Origin of the sequence: Pseudomonas sp. GM25, assembly GCF_000282255.1 — a bacterium.
Lineage (GTDB): Bacteria > Pseudomonadota > Gammaproteobacteria > Pseudomonadales > Pseudomonadaceae > Aquipseudomonas > Aquipseudomonas aphyarum.
This window is the reverse complement of record NZ_AKJQ01000015.1, coordinates 75133-92885: the sequence shown is the minus strand read 5'-3', so window position 1 is coordinate 92885 and position 17753 is coordinate 75133. Positions and strand designations below refer to the sequence as shown.

Annotated in this window: 18 protein-coding genes; 9 read left to right on the top strand and 9 right to left on the bottom strand. The window is 62.1% G+C overall.

Going from position 1 to position 17753, the window contains the following annotated elements; all coding sequences use genetic code 11:
• Together PMI24_RS06160 and PMI24_RS06155 are read left to right on the top strand one after the other, a co-directional pair.
• Window positions 1-878 (top strand): LysR substrate-binding domain-containing protein (locus PMI24_RS06160; protein WP_007951913.1); only part of this gene is annotated, 878 nt, incomplete at its 5' end.
• 184 nt (window positions 879-1062) lie between these two features.
• A complete protein-coding gene (locus PMI24_RS06155) occupies window positions 1063-3039 on the top strand; it encodes a methyl-accepting chemotaxis protein (RefSeq protein ID WP_007951911.1) in 1977 nt (658 codons plus the stop codon).
• Between the two features lie 105 nt (window positions 3040-3144).
• Here the strand turns inward: PMI24_RS06155 and PMI24_RS06150 are convergent, their stop codons facing one another.
• Both PMI24_RS06150 and PMI24_RS06145 read right to left on the bottom strand, forming a co-directional pair.
• Window positions 3145-4638 (bottom strand): YifB family Mg chelatase-like AAA ATPase, encoded by a 1494-nt coding sequence (locus PMI24_RS06150; protein WP_007951905.1) that lies wholly within the window; start codon window positions 4636-4638, stop codon window positions 3145-3147.
• A 762-nt stretch (window positions 4639-5400) separates the two neighbouring features.
• On the bottom strand, window positions 5401-5661 hold the full coding sequence (locus PMI24_RS06145; protein ID WP_007920416.1) for an accessory factor UbiK family protein: 261 nt from the start codon (window positions 5659-5661) through the stop codon (window positions 5401-5403).
• Between the two features lie 398 nt (window positions 5662-6059).
• Between PMI24_RS06145 and glnK the strand changes: the two genes are divergently transcribed.
• From glnK to sutA, 4 genes are all read left to right on the top strand, one after another.
• Window positions 6060-6398 (top strand): P-II family nitrogen regulator, encoded by a 339-nt coding sequence (gene glnK, locus PMI24_RS06140; RefSeq protein WP_002555808.1) that lies wholly within the window; start codon window positions 6060-6062, stop codon window positions 6396-6398.
• A gap of 37 nt (window positions 6399-6435) precedes the next feature.
• Complete coding sequence (locus PMI24_RS06135) at window positions 6436-7773, top strand: ammonium transporter (protein ID WP_007951904.1); 1338 nt, start codon at window positions 6436-6438, stop codon at window positions 7771-7773.
• 215 nt (window positions 7774-7988) lie between these two features.
• A complete protein-coding gene (locus PMI24_RS06130; RefSeq protein ID WP_007951902.1) occupies window positions 7989-8414 on the top strand; it encodes a secondary thiamine-phosphate synthase enzyme YjbQ in 426 nt (141 codons plus the stop codon).
• Window positions 8415-8516: 102 nt separating this feature from the next.
• Window positions 8517-8843, top strand: a complete 327-nt coding sequence (sutA, locus tag PMI24_RS06125) for a transcriptional regulator SutA (RefSeq protein WP_007951900.1) — start codon at window positions 8517-8519, stop codon at window positions 8841-8843.
• A gap of 65 nt (window positions 8844-8908) precedes the next feature.
• Here the strand turns inward: sutA and PMI24_RS06120 are convergent, their stop codons facing one another.
• The 6 genes from PMI24_RS06120 to lptM are packed head-to-tail and all read right to left on the bottom strand — an operon-like array spanning window position 8909 to window position 13516.
• The gene (locus PMI24_RS06120; RefSeq protein WP_007951898.1) at window positions 8909-9613 is read right to left on the bottom strand and encodes an HAD family hydrolase; all 705 of its coding nucleotides are present in this window, start codon (window positions 9611-9613) and stop codon (window positions 8909-8911) included.
• Window positions 9610-10509 carry a tyrosine recombinase XerC gene (gene xerC, locus PMI24_RS06115; protein ID WP_007951897.1) on the bottom strand — a complete coding sequence of 300 codons (900 nt, stop codon included), beginning with the start codon at window positions 10507-10509 and terminating at the stop codon, window positions 9610-9612. Before xerC ends, PMI24_RS06120 begins: the two co-directional genes overlap by 4 nt.
• 2 nt (window positions 10510-10511) lie before the next feature.
• The gene (locus tag PMI24_RS06110; protein ID WP_007951894.1) at window positions 10512-11237 is read right to left on the bottom strand and encodes a DUF484 family protein; all 726 of its coding nucleotides are present in this window, start codon (window positions 11235-11237) and stop codon (window positions 10512-10514) included.
• A gap of 13 nt (window positions 11238-11250) precedes the next feature.
• The gene (gene dapF / locus PMI24_RS06105; protein ID WP_007951891.1) at window positions 11251-12081 is read right to left on the bottom strand and encodes a diaminopimelate epimerase; all 831 of its coding nucleotides are present in this window, start codon (window positions 12079-12081) and stop codon (window positions 11251-11253) included.
• A 4-nt stretch (window positions 12082-12085) separates the two neighbouring features.
• The gene (lysA, locus tag PMI24_RS06100; protein ID WP_007951889.1) at window positions 12086-13333 is read right to left on the bottom strand and encodes a diaminopimelate decarboxylase; all 1248 of its coding nucleotides are present in this window, start codon (window positions 13331-13333) and stop codon (window positions 12086-12088) included.
• 9 nt (window positions 13334-13342) lie between these two features.
• Window positions 13343-13516, bottom strand: coding sequence for an LPS translocon maturation chaperone LptM (lptM, locus tag PMI24_RS28710; protein ID WP_007951888.1), 174 nt, complete (start codon window positions 13514-13516; stop codon window positions 13343-13345).
• Window positions 13517-13755: 239 nt separating this feature from the next.
• On the opposite strand from lptM, the gene cyaY reads away from it, so the two are divergent.
• The 3 genes from cyaY (at window position 13756) to rnk (ending at window position 14856) form a co-directional block, all read left to right on the top strand.
• Window positions 13756-14088 carry an iron donor protein CyaY gene (cyaY, locus tag PMI24_RS06090; protein WP_007951887.1) on the top strand — a complete coding sequence of 111 codons (333 nt, stop codon included), beginning with the start codon at window positions 13756-13758 and terminating at the stop codon, window positions 14086-14088.
• 4 nt (window positions 14089-14092) lie between these two features.
• A complete protein-coding gene (locus PMI24_RS06085) occupies window positions 14093-14317 on the top strand; it encodes a DUF1289 domain-containing protein (protein WP_045121669.1) in 225 nt (74 codons plus the stop codon).
• 128 nt (window positions 14318-14445) lie between these two features.
• Window positions 14446-14856, top strand: coding sequence for a nucleoside diphosphate kinase regulator (rnk, locus tag PMI24_RS06080; RefSeq protein WP_007951886.1), 411 nt, complete (start codon window positions 14446-14448; stop codon window positions 14854-14856).
• A gap of 6 nt (window positions 14857-14862) precedes the next feature.
• Here the strand turns inward: rnk and PMI24_RS06075 are convergent, their stop codons facing one another.
• Window positions 14863-17706, bottom strand: coding sequence for a class I adenylate cyclase (locus PMI24_RS06075; RefSeq protein WP_007951885.1), 2844 nt, complete (start codon window positions 17704-17706; stop codon window positions 14863-14865).
• Window positions 17707-17753: the final 47 nt, after the last annotated feature.

The window sequence follows — 17753 nt, the reverse complement described above, 5'->3', positions numbered from 1 at the left end:
AAGCGGCGGCCCGCCACAGTTCGTTCACCCGGGCAGCCGAAGAGTTGTCGATCACTCAGAGTGCGGTGAGCCGGCACATCCGCACGCTCGAAGAGCATTTCGCCTGCCGCTTGTTCCACCGCAGCGGGCGCAATCTGCAACTGACCGAGTCGGCACGCCTGCTGCTGCCGGGCATCCGTGACGGCTTTGCCGCGCTTGAGCGGGCCTGCAATACCTTGCGCGCCGAAGATGACATCCTGCGCATGAAAGCCCCGTCGACCCTGACCATGCGCTGGTTGCTGGCGCGGCTCAGTCGTTTCCGCCATTTGCAGCCAGGCAACGAAGTGCAACTGACCAGCGCGTGGATGGACGTGGATTCGGTGGACTTCAACAACGAGCCCTTCGACTGCGCGGTGTTGCTCAGTGACGGGCATTTCCCGCCGGACTGGGAAGCCAGCCTGCTGTTTCCGGAGGAGCTGATTCCGGTCGGCGCGCCGAATCTGCTCAACGATCAGCCGTGGGACGTGGCGCGGCTGGCCAGCGCCGAGTTGCTGCACCCGACGCCGGATCGCCGCGACTGGCGCAGCTGGCTGGAACACATGGGGCTGTCGGATCAGGTGTCGCTCAAGGGCGGGCAGGTGTTCGATACCCTGGAGCTCGGGATGATTGCGGCGGCTCGGGGCTATGGGGTTTCCATGGGCGATCTGCTGATGGTGGCCGAAGACGTTGCCCAGGGACGCTTGAGTCTGCCGTGGCCGACGGCGGTCGCCAGCGGACTGAATTATTACCTGGTGTGGCCAAAGACCCGTCCGGGAGGTGAACGTTTGCGCCGCCTCAGCGACTTCCTGCAAGGCGAAGTCCGCGCCATGGCGCTGCCGGCGGTCACGCGCTTGAGCTGAAACGTTCGAGCCTGCACAATGCCGGCCTTTCGCTATACCCCTGCTGATCGCTCAAGTATTCGGTTTTACCGCCGAATACGTGCATGTGGAACCGTCGTGCCGGTCTCCACGATTCACCCCCCACTATTAGAAAATTTCCGAGTCGGGATCAAGGAGGATCCCGTGGCTCGGCCAGGAGCTGTCCATGTCTCAACCTCGCGCTCGGATCGCCTCGCAGCTGGGCCTCGCGCTCGCCGTGATACTGGCGATAGTCATCAGCGGCAGTACGGTGTTCGCCCTGCGTTCGCTGGACACCGCCAACCTCGCCACCCGTGAAGAACACCTGGCCAGCGAGGCACGCCTGCTCGCCGATCAGCTGAGCACTTTTCACGGCACGCTGCGTGAAAGCACCCAGCGCCTGAGCGGGCTGTTCGAGAAGCGCTTCAGCGCAGGCCTGAGCATTCACCCGAGCGAGCCGGTCAATGTCGCGGGCACCCAGACCCCGGGCCTGCACCTGGGCAGCGAAGTGTTGAACAACAACTTCAAGGAAGTCGACGAGTTCAAACAGATGACGGCGGGTGTCGCCACGCTGTTCGTGCGCAGCGGCGAAGACTTCATTCGCGTCAGCACCTCTCTGAGCAAACAAGACGGCACCCGCGCCATCGGCACCGTACTCGACCACGCTCACCCGGCCTATGCGAAATTGATGGCGGGGCAGGGTTACGTCGGTCGCGCCTTGCTGTTCGATCGCTCCTACATGACTCAGTACACCCCGGTGCGTGACAGCAGCGGCAAGGTAATCGCGGTGTTGTTCGTCGGCTTCGATTACACCGACGCGCAGAACGCCCAGTTCGCCAATCTCAAGCGCTTCCGTATCGGCCAGACCGGCTCGCTGGCGCTGCTGGACGAGAAGAACCAGTGGCTGGTGGCGCCGGCCGGTGTGCAGGCGCTGGATCAAGCGGTTCCCGTAATCAACGGTCTGGCGAAAGCGCCGGGTAAAGGACAGTTCTGGAGCGACAAGTCCGAAGACTTCTACAGCATCGCCGTGCCGTTCGAAGGCGGCCCGTGGTCGGTGGTGGCGAGCATGCCGAAAGCCGAGATCCGCGCAGTTACATGGAGCGTCGGCACTCAGCTGGCCATCGGCAGTCTGCTGGCGATGCTGCTGGCGGTCGGTTCCGTGGTCTGGTTGCTGCGCAGCAAGCTGGCGCCGCTGGGTGATCTGGTCCGTCAGGCCGAAGCCTTGGGTGCCGGTGATCTGAGCGTACGTCTGAGCGTGTCGAGCAACGACGAAATTGGCCAGTTGGCTCGCGCGTTCAACCAGATGAGCCATGCCCTGTCGACCATGGTCGAGCACATCCGCCGCGCCTCGGAAGAGGTCAACCGTCGGGCTCAAGCTCTGTCGGGTCTGTCTGGCGGCGCCTATGAAGGCATGGAGCAACAGTCTGGCGAAATCACCAGCATGGCCGGTGCCGTTGAAGAGTTCTCCGCCACGTCGCTGAACATTGCCGACAACATGGGCAACACCCAGCGTCTGGCCCAGGAAAACGCTCAGCAGACCCAGATCGGTCGCACGTCGATGGAAGAAGCGTCTTCCTCGTTGGAGCAGATTGCCGGCGCACTGAACACCACGGCCACCGTGATCAACACGCTCGGTCAGCGCTCCCAGGAAATCGGCGGTATCGTCAGCGTGATCACCTCGATTGCCGAACAGACCAACCTGCTGGCACTCAACGCCGCCATCGAAGCGGCCCGTGCCGGTGAACAAGGTCGCGGCTTTGCCGTGGTGGCCGATGAAGTGCGCAATCTGGCGTCGCGCACCCGTCAGGCGACGGACGAAATCTCCGGCATGATCCACAGCATTCAGCAGGAAACCGGTAACGCCATCAGCACCATGGAACAAGGCAACGTGCTGATGCAGGAAGGCCTGTCGCGTAACGCCAATGTCGCTTCGGCGCTGGCGCGGATCGATGAGCAGAGCCGTTCGGCAGGGCAACAGTTTGCGGCGATCACCACCGCGACCCAGGAACAGAGCAGCACCGCGACGCTGTTGAGCAGCAATCTGCAGAGCATCGCGATGGCCAACAGCGAGCAGCGCGAAGTGGTGTCGAACCTGGCAATCACCGCCAAGGAGCTGGAAGGTCTGGCAGCCGACCTGCGCCAAGAGGTCGACCGCTTCCGTTGAGGCGCCTCTGAAATAGCGATCGCGAGCAGGCTCGCTCCCACAGGGTTTTTGTTGGACCTGTGAGAGCGAGCCTGCTTGCGTTTGGGCCCGCCACGACCTCGGCACTTACTGAGTCGCCGGCCGATACTGCAAAGCTTCGGCCAGATGTTCGCGACTGATATCCGCGCGCTTCTCCAGATCCGCCAACGTCCGCGCGACCTTGAGCAGCCGATGCGCCGAGCGCAGCGACAAGGTCAGTCTTTCGCACGCCGTCTCCAGCCAGGTTTCATCGGCTGTGGATAACTTGCAGTGCTTCTTCAGCCCCGGCAAATCGAGAAACGCATTGGCGCAGCCCTGGCGTTTTTGCTGACGCTCGCGGGCCTCTGCGACCAATGTGGCCGCGCTGGCGCTGTCCTCTCCCGGTTTTACCGCAGGGTTCAGCGCTGTCGCCTCCCGCGCCACCGTCAGGTGCAAATCGATCCGGTCCAGCAACGGCCCTGAGAGTTTGTTGCGATAGCGCTGCACCATGTCCGGCGTGCACGAACACTTGCCGCTCGGCTCGCCAAGATATCCACAGGGACAGGGATTCATCGCCGCCACCAGCTGGAATCTCGCGGGAAACCGCACGCGCTCCTTGGCACGGGCAATCACGATGCAGCCGGATTCCAGCGGTTCGCGCAGAACCTCCAGCACCTTGCGATCAAACTCGGGCAGCTCATCGAGAAACAGCACGCCGTGATGGGCGAGGGTGATTTCGCCGGGTTGCGGTTTTGAACTGCCACCGACCAGCGCCGGCCCGGAGGCCGAGTGATGCGGTTGGCGAAACGGGCGCTGCGGCCAGTGGGTCAACGGTGCGCCGCTGGCGACGGATTGAATCGCGGCCACCTCCAGTGCTTCACTCTCGGCCAGCGGTGGCAGCAACCCCGGTAATCGACTGGCCAGCAACGTCTTGCCCGTCCCCGGTGGCCCGCTGAACAGCAGGTTGTGGGCACCGGCGGCGGCAATCAGCAGCGCCCGTTTGGCGGCCAGTTGGCCCTGTACTTCATTCAGGTCGGGATAGGGTTTGGCGGCATGGATCAGCCCATCAGAGACGTAAGGCTCGACCGGTGTATGCCCGTTGAAATGCGCCACGGCCTCCAGCAGATGATCCACCGCAATCACCCTCAGCCCCGACGCCAGACAAGCCTCCTCGGCATTTGCCCGCGGCACCACCAGCGTCCGCCCGGCCTTGCGCGCCGCCAGCGCCGCCGGCAAAACCCCGCGCACCGCCCGCACGGCGCCGGATAACGCCAACTCACCCAGACATTCCACCTCATCCAGCGTCAACGTCGGCACCTGCACACTCGCCGACAGAATCCCCAGCGCAATCGCCAGATCGAACCGCCCGCCATCCTTGGGCAAATCCGCCGGCGCCAGATTCAACGTGATCCGCCGCGCCGGAAACTGCAGCCCGGAATTGATGATCGCACTGCGCACCCGGTCCTTGCTCTCCTTCACTGCCGCTTCGGGCAGGCCGACCATGGTCAGCGAGGGCAAGCCGTTGGCGAGGTGAACTTCGACGGTGACGGCGGGAGCATCCACGCCAATCTGGGCGCGGCTATGGACGATGGCGAGGGACATGGTCGTTCCTTGAGTTGAATCGAGGGGCCGCTTCCTGCGGGTTTTTGAAGGGTAGTCGGGGAGGGGAGTGTTGGAGGGACAGTTGCTTGGGCAAACCTTCACAGGATGTTGCGTTCGATAGCCGCACATATCTCGAGGCGAAAAAAAACCGCCTTGAGGAGACGGTTTTTAGTTGCAGGCTTCGGTGAGGCCAAGGCCTGCGCATCCTTAGTGGACACACTCGCGTGTCCCGAGGTTATGCATGTTTGATCGTTGGCGCAAGCATCAGCGAAATTTTCGCCAACCCATTGTGAGCTGGAATGAGGCATAACCCTCTCTTTGCCAGCTCTCGATTAATGACTTGATACAACTTGTTTAAATTGCTTTTCAAGGTCTGCCATACCATCCGCTGCGACGATGCCCACTCATCGAGTGTTCGCAAAGTGTGGTCGGGAACATAACGATTTTCATGTTCCTCGACGCGGTGTGAGACCCGTGCCGGTGTTGTTTTGGGGGACCCACACCCGGCCGCCTTGGTGGGCACACTCGTGTGTAGTCCCGAAGGTGTTCGTACGCCGGAAAGAGCATCGGAGGTTTGGCCCCACGCAAGGAGGGCCAAAATATGTCTAAGTTTCTTAAACATATGTGGCGCCTCGTCAGGATCGTGCTATGGGCTTTTCGCCTGTACGAGATTCTGCGAGACCGTTGGAATAATTCGCTGTAAGAATTGAACCGACGGAAACCGTTCCTGCCTCGGCAGGAGCGGTTTTAGCTTCTCAATATTCACTCAGCCGGCGGCGTCAGCTTCGCTTCCATCTCAGCCACCTTCGCCTCAAGGCTCTCGAGCCGGGCGCGAGTGCGCGCCAGTACCACCATCTGACTGTCAAACTCTTCGCGGCTCACCAGGTCCAGTTTGCTGAAGGCACTTTGCAGCAGCATCTTGAACTGGCTTTCGATTTCGGCTTTTGGCAAGGGCGTGTCGCCGCTGAACAGGCGGGAGGCGGTGCCACTCAGGGCGTCGAGAAAGTCTTTGGGCGCGAGCATGGGATATGTCCTGGAAACTATGGCCGGCAGTGTATCACGCAGTGTCTATAGTCATTGACGCAGGCACGGATGCACGCTTTTCGCGCAACTGGATGCACGGCCACGCACCGTTGTTGTGCGTATCCCGAGTGCCATTTGGGTGATGGCATCTGCGGCAGCGGCCAAGGGATTGAAATCAGTGGTTTTTGGCGAGATGGCAAGCTTTCTGCTTAGTCACCTTCGACCCATGCACTGATGCAGTCGCTGTGACGAATGCAGTGCGGCAGACGGAGCGGGGAGTTTCGTCTGGAGCGGTTAGCTGGCGTCGACAACGAAGCGTTACAAAGCCAGGCACTGCGCTTAGACTTGAGTCGGGTTTGTTTTCCTGGGGCAAGTCCACCAATTCGGGAGAGAGTTTCATGAAGCTAGTCACTGCCATCATCAAGCCGTTCAAGTTGGACGACGTGCGCGAGTCGCTGTCCGAAATCGGCGTGCAGGGCATTACCGTTACTGAAGTCAAAGGCTTCGGTCGGCAGAAGGGTCACACCGAGCTGTATCGCGGCGCGGAGTATGTGGTCGATTTTCTGCCCAAGGTGAAAATCGACGTTGCCATCGACGACAAGGATCTGGATCGGGTTATCGAGGCGATAACCAAGGCTGCCAACACCGGCAAGATCGGTGACGGCAAGATCTTCGTGGTCAATCTGGAACAGGCGATCCGCATCCGTACCGGCGAAACCGATACCGACGCGATCTAAACGCCGCCACAAACCCAACGCCCCAGGAGAAAACAATATGACTCTGCGTAAATTCGCAGGGCTAGGAGCCCTGTTGTCTATCGTAATGCCCGGCCTGGCCATGGCGGCAGACGAAGTGGCAGCTCCAGTCCTGAACTCCGGCGACACCGCCTGGATGCTCACCTCCACCGCCCTTGTGCTGTTCATGACCATTCCTGGTCTCGCGCTGTTCTACGGCGGCATGGTTCGGTCGAAAAACATTCTTTCCGTGATGATGCAGTGCTTCGCCATTACCGGTCTGATCAGCGTCCTGTGGGTCATTTATGGCTACAGCATTGCGTTCGACACTACCGGCATGGAGCAGGGCGTCGTCAACTTCAACTCGTTCGTGGGCGGTTTCGGCAAGGCGTTCCTGGCCGGTGTCACGCCAGCGAGCCTGACCGGCCCGGCGGCGCTGTTCCCCGAGGCGGTCTTCATCACCTTCCAGATGACCTTCGCGATCATCACCCCGGCGCTGATTGTCGGTGCGTTCGCCGAGCGGATGAAGTTCTCCGCGATGCTGATCTTCATGGGCATCTGGTTCACCCTGGTCTATGCACCGATCGCACACATGGTCTGGTCCGGCAACGGCGGCCTGATGTGGGACTGGGGCGTGCTCGACTTCGCGGGCGGCACCGTGGTGCACATCAACGCCGGTGTGGCCGGTCTGATTGCCTGCCTGGTACTGGGTAAACGCAAAGGCTTCCCGACCACCCCGATGGCGCCACACAATCTGGGTTACACCCTGATGGGCGCGGCGATGCTGTGGGTTGGCTGGTTCGGCTTCAACGCCGGCTCCGCTGCGGCTGCCAACGGCACCGCCGGCATGGCAATGCTGGTGACTCAGATCGCCACCGCCGCTGCTGCACTGGGCTGGATGTTCGCCGAGTGGATCACCCACGGCAAACCAAGCGCACTGGGTATCGCATCCGGCGTCGTTGCAGGTCTGGTCGCGATCACTCCGGCCGCTGGCACCGTGGGCCCGATGGGCGCCCTGGTGATCGGTCTGGCTGCGGGCGTGGTCTGCTTCTTCTGCGCCACCACGCTGAAACGCAAACTCGGTTATGACGACTCCCTGGACGCCTTCGGCGTGCACGGTATCGGCGGTATCCTCGGCGCGATCCTGACCGGTGTGTTCGCCGCACCGTCGCTGGGTGGCTTCGGCACCGTCACCGACATCGCCGCACAAGTCTGGATTCAGTGCAAAGGCGTCGGCTTCACCGTGATCTACACCGCGATCGTCACCTTCATCATCCTCAAGGTGCTGGATGCCGTGATGGGTCTGCGCGTGACAGAGGAAGAAGAATCGGTCGGCCTGGATCTGGCACAACACAACGAGCGCGGCTACAACCTGTAAGCACGCGCCGCAAAAAACTTGCCCGGCTTGCCGGGCATTTTTTTGTCTGGAATTTGTCTTCCCTGATACAGCTGAAAGGATTTTTCGTACTGCTTTGGTCGTGTTTACGACGAGTGTTTTTCTGCGGCCAAAGGCTTACATCATTGAAGGAATATTAGGGCCTTTGTTTTTTTCCAGAGCGCGCTAGAATGCGCCCCGAACGTGCGGAGAACTGTATGTGGCAACAGACTCTGATAACCCTGCGGGCACGGCCCCGGGGCTTTCATCTGGTAACGGAAGAGTTGCTCGCCGGCCTGCCCGAACTCAAGGCATGCCGGGTCGGTCTGTTGCATTTGTGGCTGCAGCATACCTCGGCGTCGTTGACCATCAACGAGAACGCCGATCCGGCGGTACGTCGCGACTTCGAACGATTTTTCAATCGTCTGATCCCACAAGGAGCAGACGGCTATGAGCATAACGACGAAGGCCTGGACGACCTCCCGGCGCACTTCAAGGCCAGCGTGCTGGGCTGTCAGATTAGTTTGCCGGTAACGGCGGGCCGACTGGCACTGGGCACCTGGCAAGGCGTTTACCTGGGCGAGCACCGTGATCATGGCGGTGCCCGTAAAGTCCTCGCCACCTTGCACGGTGAAGGGGCATAAACCGTTGGTCACCAATGGTTACTGATTTTTTTCCGGCGACTTTCGACAGTCGCCAAAGCTGGTCTATAACTAATCTGCTTTTCGCAAGTCATGAGGTAGAACATGAGCGACGATGATCTGGAAAACGACGACCTCGAAGTAGGCGACGAAGACGAGGCCGAAGACGGTCTGGAAGCAGCAGCGGAAGACGTTGCTGAAGACGATGGCGGTGACGATACGCCGGCCCCGGCTGCCAAAGGCAAGGCCAAGGCTGCGGTGTCGGTCGACGAGTTGCCGAGCATCGAAGCCAAGAACAAGGAGCGCGATGCCCTGGCCAAGGCCATGGAAGAGTTCCTTGCGCGCGGCGGCAAGGTGCAGGAAGTGGAGGCCAACGTGGTCGCCGATCCGCCCAAGAAGCCGGACAACAAGTACGGCAGCCGCCCTATCTGAGGCGTGTCGCTTGCTTGCTGAAAAAGCCCGCCGTCGCTGCGGGCTTTTTCATGGACGAAAGAAAATTAGCCGCGACTGTTCCAGCGGGCGAGCACTGCAGGCAGATCGTTGAGGCTGCGAATCTCGGCATCCGGCAGGCGTTCCGCTTCCCAGACCTTGCCGGCCGGGTTGAACCAGATCGCACGCAATCCGGCCTGCTGCGCCCCGGCGATGTCATCCCCCGGGTGATCGCCGATATGCACAGCGGCTTCGGCGCTCACGCCACCGCGCTGCAATGCTTCATGGAACAGTCGCGCATCCGGCTTGGCGATGCCGATGTCTTCGGCGCACAACGCAAACTTGAAGTAGTCCGCCAGCCCGAGACGACGGACATCGGCGTTGCCGTTGGTGACCACGCCGAGGGCGTAGTGTTTGGCGAGGGTTTCCAGGATCGGCTCGACCTCCGGGAACACCTCGATCTGATGCCGCGCATGCAGAAACACTTCAAAACTCTTGTCCGCCAGCTCCGAGGCTTCGCCGTGGGCGTACCCGGCTTCTTCCAGCGCATGGAACAGCACCCTCCGGCGCAGCGCGCTGATGCGGTGCTTCAAACCCGGCTCGTTGGCCAGCACCCGCTCGCGGATCGACCACAGATGTTCCACCGGCACCGCGCCCAGATTCGGCGCATGTTCGCTCAGCCATTCGCGCAAAACCGCTTCGGCGCTGACGATCACCGGGGCGGTGTCCCACAGGGTGTCGTCGAGGTCGAAGGTGATCAACTGGATGCTCATGAATCGTCGCCTTTCATGCGTTTGGCCCGTGGATGGGCGCTGTCGTAGACCGCCGCCAGGTGCTGGAAGTCCAGGTGGGTATAGATCTGGGTGGTCTTGATGTCCGAGTGACCGAGCAGTTCCTGCACCGCGCGCAGGTCCTGGGAGGACTCGAGCAAATGGCTGGCGAAGGAGTGCCGCAGCATGTGCGGGTGCAGGTTCTGCCCCAGTTCGCGCTCGCCGGCCAGTTTGACCCGCACCTGAATCGCTCGCGGGCCGAGGCGTCGGCCTTGCTGGCTGACGAATACCGCGTCGTCCGCCGGATTGGTCAGCGCCCGCAGCGGCAGCCATTGCTCCAGTGCTTCCCGGGCCTTTTTGCCGACCGGCAACAGGCGTGTCTTGCTGCCCTTGCCGAGTACCTGAACCATGCCGTCGGCCAGATCGAGCTGATCGAGATTGAGCCCGGTCAGCTCCGACAGACGCAGCCCGGAGGAGTAGAACAACTCCAGAATCGCCTGATCACGCCGTGCGAGAAAATCGTCCTCGACCGCACCCTCAAGCAGTTGCAGGGCGCGGTCGGTGTCGAGGGTTTTCGGCAGGCGGCGTTCGCCTTTGGGCGGTGCCAGGCCGGTGGCCGGATCGTGATCGCAGAGGCCTTCGCGATTCAGGTAGTGATAGAGCCCGCGCACCGCCGAGAGCAGGCGCGCCAGGCTGCGCGAGGACTGGCCCTGGGCATGCAGGCGGGCGATCAGGCTACGCAAGCGCTGGATGTCCAGCGCCTGCCAGCTGCCAATGTTCTGTTTGTTGCACCAGCCGAGGACTTTGTCGAGGTCGCGTCGGTAGGCCGACAGCGTGTGCGGCGACACCTGCCGCTCACTGCGCAGGTGTTCGCAGTAAGCGTCCAGTTGTCGTTCCATGCTCAGCGTACCGAGCGCAGGGAGCTGTTGACCCGTGGCAGCACGCGACCCATGACTTCGGCGATGTAGCTGAGGAACAGCGTGCCGACCGAGCTCTTGTAGTGCTGCGGATCACGGCTGGCGATGGCCAGAATCCCGTGGATGCCCTGGTGGCTGACAGCGACCACGGCGGTGGAGCCGATCTGCTTGCGTTGTTCTTCGCCGAACAGGAAGTCCAGCTCATGCTCGCGCAGGCTGCCGCTGACGCTCTTGCCTTCGGTGAGCAATCCGCCGATGGCGGTCTGCGCATCGGCGTGGGTCACCCAGCGACCGACCGGGGCCGGGTTGTCACCGAGCAGAATCAGGCTGACGAAGGGCACCTGAAAATCCTGGCGCAGGCTGTCCTCGACGCTGATCACCACGTCTTCCAGGGTGGCAGCGTCCATCAGCGCGAGGATCAGGCGACGGGTCTTGTCGAACAGGCGATCATTGTCCCGGGCGACGTCCATCAAGTGCGAGAGGCGGTGACGCATCTCGATGTTGCGGTCGCGCAGGATGGCCATCTGGCGCTCGACCAGCGAGACGGTATCGCCGCGCTGATGGGGGATGCGCAGGGACGGCAGCAGTTCTTCATGCTCGACGAAGAAGTCCGGATGAGCCTCCAGGTACGCGGCAACCGCTGCCGCCTCCAGGCTCTCGGACGCTGATTCACCGGACTGTCGGGCGGGTACCTGAGGCTTATCGGTCATGGCTTCTGCTCACTCAAAGACGCACTTGTCCTTCGTATACGCGCACTGCCGGGCCGGTCATCAAGACCGGTTGGCCGGGGCCTGCCCACTCAATGGACAGGCGCCCGCCCGGCAGGTCGATCAGCAGTGGCGAATCCATCCACCCCTGACTGATCGCAGCTACAGCAGCAGCGCAGGCACCGGTGCCGCAGGCCTGGGTTTCCCCGGCGCCGCGTTCCCAGACGCGCAGTTGTGCGCGATGGCGGTCGATGACCTGGAGAAAGCCGACGTTGACCCGCGCCGGAAAGCGCGGATGGTGTTCGATTTTCGGCCCCAGTTCATGCACCGGTGCAGTGTTGATATCGTTGACCCGCAGCACCGCATGGGGGTTGCCCATCGATACCGCCGCCAGATCGACCGGCGTACCGTCGACATCGACCTGATAACTCAGGGCCTGCTCCGGCGCCTGGAACGGAATGTCCGCCGGCACCAGGCGCGGGGCGCCCATGTTCACGCCGATCTGGCCGTCATTACGCACGTCCAGTTCGATGATGCCGCCCTTGGTCTCGACGCGGATCTGACGTTTGGCGGTCAGACGCTTGTCGAGCACGAAGCGGGCGAAGCAGCGCGCACCGTTGCCACACTGCTCCACTTCGGAACCGTCGGAGTTGAAGATCCGGTAACGGAAATCCACATCCGGATTGCTCGGCGCTTCGACGATCAGCAACTGGTCGAAACCGATGCCGGTGTGCCGGTCGCCCCACATTTTTGCGTGCTTGGGCTGAATATGCGCGTGCTGGCTGACCAGGTCGAGAACCATGAAGTCGTTGCCCAGGCCGTGCATCTTGGTAAAACGCAGCAGCATGGGGTTACTCCGGCAGCAGGCTTTCGCCGGCAAACAGCTCGGCCACGGTCTCGCGGCGACGCACTTCAAATGCCTGATCGCCATCTACCAGCACCTCGGCGGCACGGCCGCGAGTGTTGTAGTTGGAGCTCATCACGAAACCGTAGGCACCGGCCGAATGCACGGCCAGCAGATCGCCTTCTTCCAGCGCCAGTTCGCGTTCCTTGGCGAGGAAATCGCCGGTTTCGCAGATCGGGCCGACGACATCGTAGGTACGCGCAGCGGTCTCGCGTGGCTTGACCGGAGTCACGTCCATCCAGGCCTGGTACAGCGCCGGGCGGATCAGGTCGTTCATCGCCGCGTCGACGATGGCGAAGTCTTTGTGCTCGGTGTGCTTGAGGTACTCGACCTGAGTCAGCAGCACGCCGGCGTTGGCGACGATGAAGCGGCCCGGTTCGAACACCAGCGCCAGATCACGACCGACCAGACGCTCACGTACAGCCTTGATGTAATCGGCGGCCAACGGCGGCTCTTCATCGCGATAACGCACGCCCAGGCCACCACCGAGATCGATGTGGCGCAGGTGGATGCCGCAATCGCCGAGGCGATCGACCAGATCCAGCAGGCGGTCGAGGGCATCGAGGAACGGCGGCAGAGTGGTCAGTTGCGAACCGATGTGGCAGTCGACGCCGACCACTTCCAGGTTCGGCAGGTGCGCGGCACGCACGTACACGTCTTCGGCGTCGGCGATGGCGATGCCGAACTTGTTCTCTTTGAGACCGGTGGAAATGTACGGGTGGGTGCCAGCATCTACGTCCGGGTTCACGCGCAGCGAGATCGGCGCACGAACGCCCAGCTCGGCGGCGACCACTTGCAGGCGCTCGAGCTCGTCGGTGGATTCGACGTTGAAGCAATGCACGCCGACTTCCAGCGCACGGCGCATGTCGTCACGGGTCTTGCCGACGCCGGAGAACACGATCTTGTCCGGGCTGCCGCCGGCGGCCAGCACGCGTTCCAGCTCGCCACGGGAGACGATGTCGAAACCGGCGCCGATACGGGCCAGGACATTCAGGACGCCGAGGTTGGAGTTGGCCTTGACCGCGAAGCACACCAGGTGCGGCATGCCGGCCAGCGCATCGGCGTAGGCCAGGTACTGGGCCTCGATGTGGGCGCGGGAGTAAACGTAGGTCGGTGTGCCGAAGCGATCGGCGATGGCGGACAGCGCCACACCTTCCGCGAACAGTTCCCCGCCACGGTAGTTAAAAGCGTCCATGGCGATCCCTTAGTAAACGTCGTGCTTGTGTGCCTTGGAGACAGGCTGCTTTTGCGAAGACTGGGCTTGCTCGGCCGGGTCCTGATCTTCATCGGGCAGGTACAGCGGGCCTTTCTGACCGCAGGCCGAAACGAGACAGGCAACCGCGACGAGCGCAGCAAGGGAAGAGATCAGGCGCTTCATGGCGAAATCCTTGAAAATGCGTTAATTGCGCCGGAGTATACCGGCCACCCGGCAGCTTGCCTATGCGACGGAACTCCCGTCCGGCGGGGCTCGGGCTGCGGCGCGGAAACTTTTCCCGCGTGGCGGGTGGATATTTCGTCGCCGGGCAGGGCGCTTGGTCGTTATCCTTTGCAATCGGCTGGCAGCGTCCGTATCTTGCGGCGCTTGAGCCTGATCAGACATTTTTTGAGGTTGCCGCAATGAGTTTGTCCGAAGCCCGTTTCCACGATCTGGTCGATGAAACCCAGGAAAAACTGGAAGACATCTTCGACGACAGCGACCTGGACATCGACATGGAGAACTCGGCCGGTGTGCTGACCGTCAAGTTCGAGAACGGCACCCAGCTGATCTTCAGTCGTCAGGAACCGTTGCGTCAGCTGTGGCTGGCCGCGGTGTCCGGTGGTTTCCACTTCGACTACGACGAAGAAAGCGAACGCTGGATGTGCGACAAGAGCGAAGAACAGCTGGGCGAAATGCTCGAGCGCATCGTCAAGCAGCAGGCCGGCACCGAATTCGATTTCGAAGGCCTGTGATTTCGTGACTGACACCGCGCCCGTCCGTCCGCCGAAGCCGCTCTACAGCAACGTCAGCCCGGCCGTCCCTTCGCCGTGCACCGGCGTGTGCCGGCTGGATGAACAGAAGGTCTGCCTCGGCTGCATGCGCCATGTCGAAGACATCCGCGAGTGGCGTTCGGCCGATGACGAGCGCCGCCGGGTGATTTGTGCGCAGGCCGCTCAGCGCCGGCAGCTCGCCGGAGCGTAGCTTGTATATTTTTTGAGCTGTGATAGTGTCCGGAAACGCCTCAACCCATCGAGGCCTGGTGAAAACCCCGTCTTTTTTGGCGGGGTTTTGCTTTTTTTGTGTGCAGAAGAAAGGAGTCTGCCCGGATCATGACCGCACCTTCCATCACCCTTACCCGTCTGGACGTGCAACGTCTGGAGCGCCTGATCGACAGCCTGGATGACACGCTGCCGGGCGTGATCGCGCTGCAAACCGAACTGGACCGCGCCGATACCCTGGTCGGTCACGATGAAGTGCCTGCCGATGTCGTGACGATGAATTCCCGCGTGCACTGCCGCGAAGAAAGCAGTGGCAAGGACTACCACCTGACCCTGGTCTACCCGAAGCACGCCAACGCCGACGAAGGCAAAGTCTCGATCCTCGCTCCGGTCGGCAGTGCGCTGCTGGGCTTGAAGGTTGGTCAGCACATCGACTGGCCGGCTCCGGGTGGCAAGACCCTGAAACTGACCTTGCTCGAAGTCGAATCGCAGCCGGCCAACGGCGGTGATTTCCCGGAGTAACCCGCCTCAGACCTGCTCGAGCGCCTCGTTCAGAGAGCGTTCCAGGTCGGCCTTGTAGCGCAGATACAGATTGCTCGAACTCTGCCCGTCACCGATCACGCCCGACAGGTCCAGGTCGGTGATGTAGCAGCGGTAGCGCTCGGTTTCCCGGCGCTGCCCGACGATCTCCCGGGCGACCACGCTAAACAGCTGGTCGCCATGTTCCAGTTCGCTGAATTCCCGTTGATTGCAATAGAGCGTGACCTGCACTTCGCCGGGCGCGGCTTTGCCGACGATCGCCTGCACGTCGTAGAACGGTTTGTTGACCGGCGTCTGCGGTGCCGGGCGCATTTCGACCCGTCGCGCGCGTCCCGGCCCGGATGGCAATAACTGGTAATACAAGATTTCAAGGCTGGCGGCATGGCCCGCATCCATCGGCAGCAGCGCTTCGCGGCGGAACTGGATCGATTGCAGGAACCGTTGCAACGGCACCAACAGGCTTTGCTCGTCGTGATAGGGCAAATGCTGTTGCCACAGCGCATTGAATTCGTCGAGCACGTACAGCTCGGCCGTTTGCTCGGTGATCCGGTAGAACACCTGAATGCATTCGGGCTGGCCCATTGGCAGGGTCAGCGCCAGGTCGTGGTCTTCCAGTGCCATCGGGTCCAGGTGCAGCGGGCTGTAGCGCGGCTGTTCCTCGCCCAGGTAATCGAGCAGCGCCGGCAGGGTGGCGAGGGCGACATGGCTGACCTGACCCGGCACCAGTTCCAGCACGTGGTAATGCTGCTGCACCTGGATCAGGTAGCGGTGATTGAGATCGCTGAGCAGCAGGGTCTGCGCGGTATCGACAATTTCCTCCACCCGGCGGGCGATGAACTGCGCGCGGTTGTGACAGAAACAGCGCACTCGCAGCGATGGTTGTTGCGGTCCGCGCGGCAGGTTGTTGAGGTAGTCGCGCAGACAATCCATCAGGGCATGCGGACCGTCGAAGCGGTTGACCAGTACCTCGTTCCAGCTATTGAGCGTGACCTGATCCAGGGTCAGCACCAGGTTTTCGCGTACGCCAGCGTAGCTCAGCGAGTCCGTGCGTTCGGTGGTCATCAGGATGTTGAGGTCGCGGTGATGCTTGAGCGGGTCGACCCCGACATTCACCAGCATCAGCACTTCGCTCGGCACGGCGGCGCGCAGCAGCGGTTCTTCGGCAACGGTCGACAAGGGCAGGGCGATGCTTTGTTGCAGGCTGCCGAGCAGGTTGAACAGCTCGAACTCGCTCAAATCACTGGTGCCGGGGTGCAGGGCCAGTCGGGTGCTGCTGTCGATCACGCCGTTGCGGTGGCACCAGGTCAGCAGTTCCAACAACTCGCGGCTGCGCTTGATCGGCGCGAAGTGTTCCCACTCCAGCGCCGTCAGACTGCCGTTGTACAGGCCCCACTGGGTTTGGCCCGGTTCCTTTTTGTTCGGCGATTGCACCAGGGTCAGGGTGTCTTCGGCCAGGTCCGGGGCGATGCCGGGATTGATGAACTCGACCTTGTCGGCCTTGCGTTCGAACGCGGCATATAGCCGCCGGCCGAGAACGTTGAGGTCGCGCTTGTTGATCAGGCTGACAGTCTGTTCAGTGCGGGCGAACTGGGTCAGGAAGCGGTAGCTGTAATTCAGTTCGTTGACCAGCGCCCGGCGTTCGGCGCTGACCTGGCGGACTTTCCACTGGCTGCGGCTGTCGAGCAGCGCCAGTTGCCGCTGATCCCAATGCCATTCGCTGGCCAGTCTTTCCAGCAATGAGCGTTGCCAGCTCTGGGTGCGGGTGTTGCCGGTGAGCTTGCGGTTGACCTTGAGGTACAGCGCCCGGCGTACCAGCTCAAGCCGCTCCGGTTCGTTGCGCGCAGTCAGGTATTCCTCGATCCGGCGGTAAACCACCATGTACGGGTCCAACTCGTCGAGATCCAGCCGGTTGGCGAATACGGCCTGCTTGAAGCGCAGGCTCAGGCATTGCACTTGTGGATGTTCGCTGGCGTAGACCTCGGTCAGCAGCAGCTTGAGCACCGACTTGTAAGGCGACTCGATGCCCTTGAACAGTTGCCACAGTCCGGCGCCGACGAACTCGCCCGGCGGAATGTGCGCCATCGGCCCCAGGTCGAGGGTTTCATCGTTGCGGATGAAACGCTTGGAAATCAGGGTGTGGGTGTACGCGTCGTAGGCGCGTTCTTCGTAAACCGGCACCAGCCACCAGATCGGCGTGCGCCCGGCGAGCCAGATCGCGGTGCGGTAGAACTCGTCCAGCAGCAGGTAATGCTGGGTGGTGCCGCAATCTTCGGAGCTGAGCTGGGTGTCGCGTTCGCCTTTGACGAAGCGCACCGGGTCGATCAGGAAAAAGTGCGCCTCGGCCCCCTGGCTGGCGGCCCAGATTTCGAGCAACTGGCATTTCTTGCGCAGCTCGGCCAGCTCACTATCGCTCAGGTCGGGGGCGTGACAGACCCACACGTCCATGTCGCTCTGGTCGGCCTGGGCCAGCGTGCCGAGGCTGCCCATCAGGAACAGGCCGTGAATCGGTCGTGGCGGGTTGCTGCCGTGACGCGGCTTGTAGGAGAACGAGCGGGTCAGGCGCTGGGCTTCGGCGAGGGCGTCGGCGTCCGGTTCGTAATTCGACAGCCCGGCCGGCGTACTGCCCGAGACATAACCGGGCAACAGCGGATGATTGACGTGAAAAAACAGCGGCAGCAGCGTCAGCACACTTTGCTGGCGCGTCGACAGGCCTTCGAGCGCCCGGCTCAGGCGGCCTTCATTGAGTATCAGAAAGCGTGCACGTAGCTGGCTGAGTACCTTGCGGTCGATGCCTTCGTCCAGGTCGGGGCGGATTTCATGGGTGCGGGTCATGTCGGCTCAAACCGGCGCGCAGGGCTCGGAGGCAAGGGGTCTCGGGT

Coding starts and splice junctions, on each gene's coding strand:
- cyaY (WP_007951887.1), top strand. CDS start 13,756: ATGAGTTTGTCCGAAGCCCGTTTCCACGATCTGGTCGATGAAACCCAG.
- rnk (WP_007951886.1), top strand. CDS start 14,446: ATGACCGCACCTTCCATCACCCTTACCCGTCTGGACGTGCAACGTCTG.
- PMI24_RS06135 (WP_007951904.1), top strand. CDS start 6,436: ATGACTCTGCGTAAATTCGCAGGGCTAGGAGCCCTGTTGTCTATCGTA.
- lptM (WP_007951888.1), bottom strand. CDS start 13,516: ATGAAGCGCCTGATCTCTTCCCTTGCTGCGCTCGTCGCGGTTGCCTGT.
- glnK (WP_002555808.1), top strand. CDS start 6,060: ATGAAGCTAGTCACTGCCATCATCAAGCCGTTCAAGTTGGACGACGTG.
- PMI24_RS06130 (WP_007951902.1), top strand. CDS start 7,989: ATGTGGCAACAGACTCTGATAACCCTGCGGGCACGGCCCCGGGGCTTT.
- PMI24_RS06075 (WP_007951885.1), bottom strand. CDS start 17,706: ATGACCCGCACCCATGAAATCCGCCCCGACCTGGACGAAGGCATCGAC.
- lysA (WP_007951889.1), bottom strand. CDS start 13,333: ATGGACGCTTTTAACTACCGTGGCGGGGAACTGTTCGCGGAAGGTGTG.
- PMI24_RS06120 (WP_007951898.1), bottom strand. CDS start 9,613: ATGAGCATCCAGTTGATCACCTTCGACCTCGACGACACCCTGTGGGAC.
- PMI24_RS06110 (WP_007951894.1), bottom strand. CDS start 11,237: ATGACCGATAAGCCTCAGGTACCCGCCCGACAGTCCGGTGAATCAGCG.
- PMI24_RS06155 (WP_007951911.1), top strand. CDS start 1,063: ATGTCTCAACCTCGCGCTCGGATCGCCTCGCAGCTGGGCCTCGCGCTC.
- sutA (WP_007951900.1), top strand. CDS start 8,517: ATGAGCGACGATGATCTGGAAAACGACGACCTCGAAGTAGGCGACGAA.
- PMI24_RS06145 (WP_007920416.1), bottom strand. CDS start 5,661: ATGCTCGCGCCCAAAGACTTTCTCGACGCCCTGAGTGGCACCGCCTCC.
- dapF (WP_007951891.1), bottom strand. CDS start 12,081: ATGCTGCTGCGTTTTACCAAGATGCACGGCCTGGGCAACGACTTCATG.
- PMI24_RS06150 (WP_007951905.1), bottom strand. CDS start 4,638: ATGTCCCTCGCCATCGTCCATAGCCGCGCCCAGATTGGCGTGGATGCT.
- xerC (WP_007951897.1), bottom strand. CDS start 10,509: ATGGAACGACAACTGGACGCTTACTGCGAACACCTGCGCAGTGAGCGG.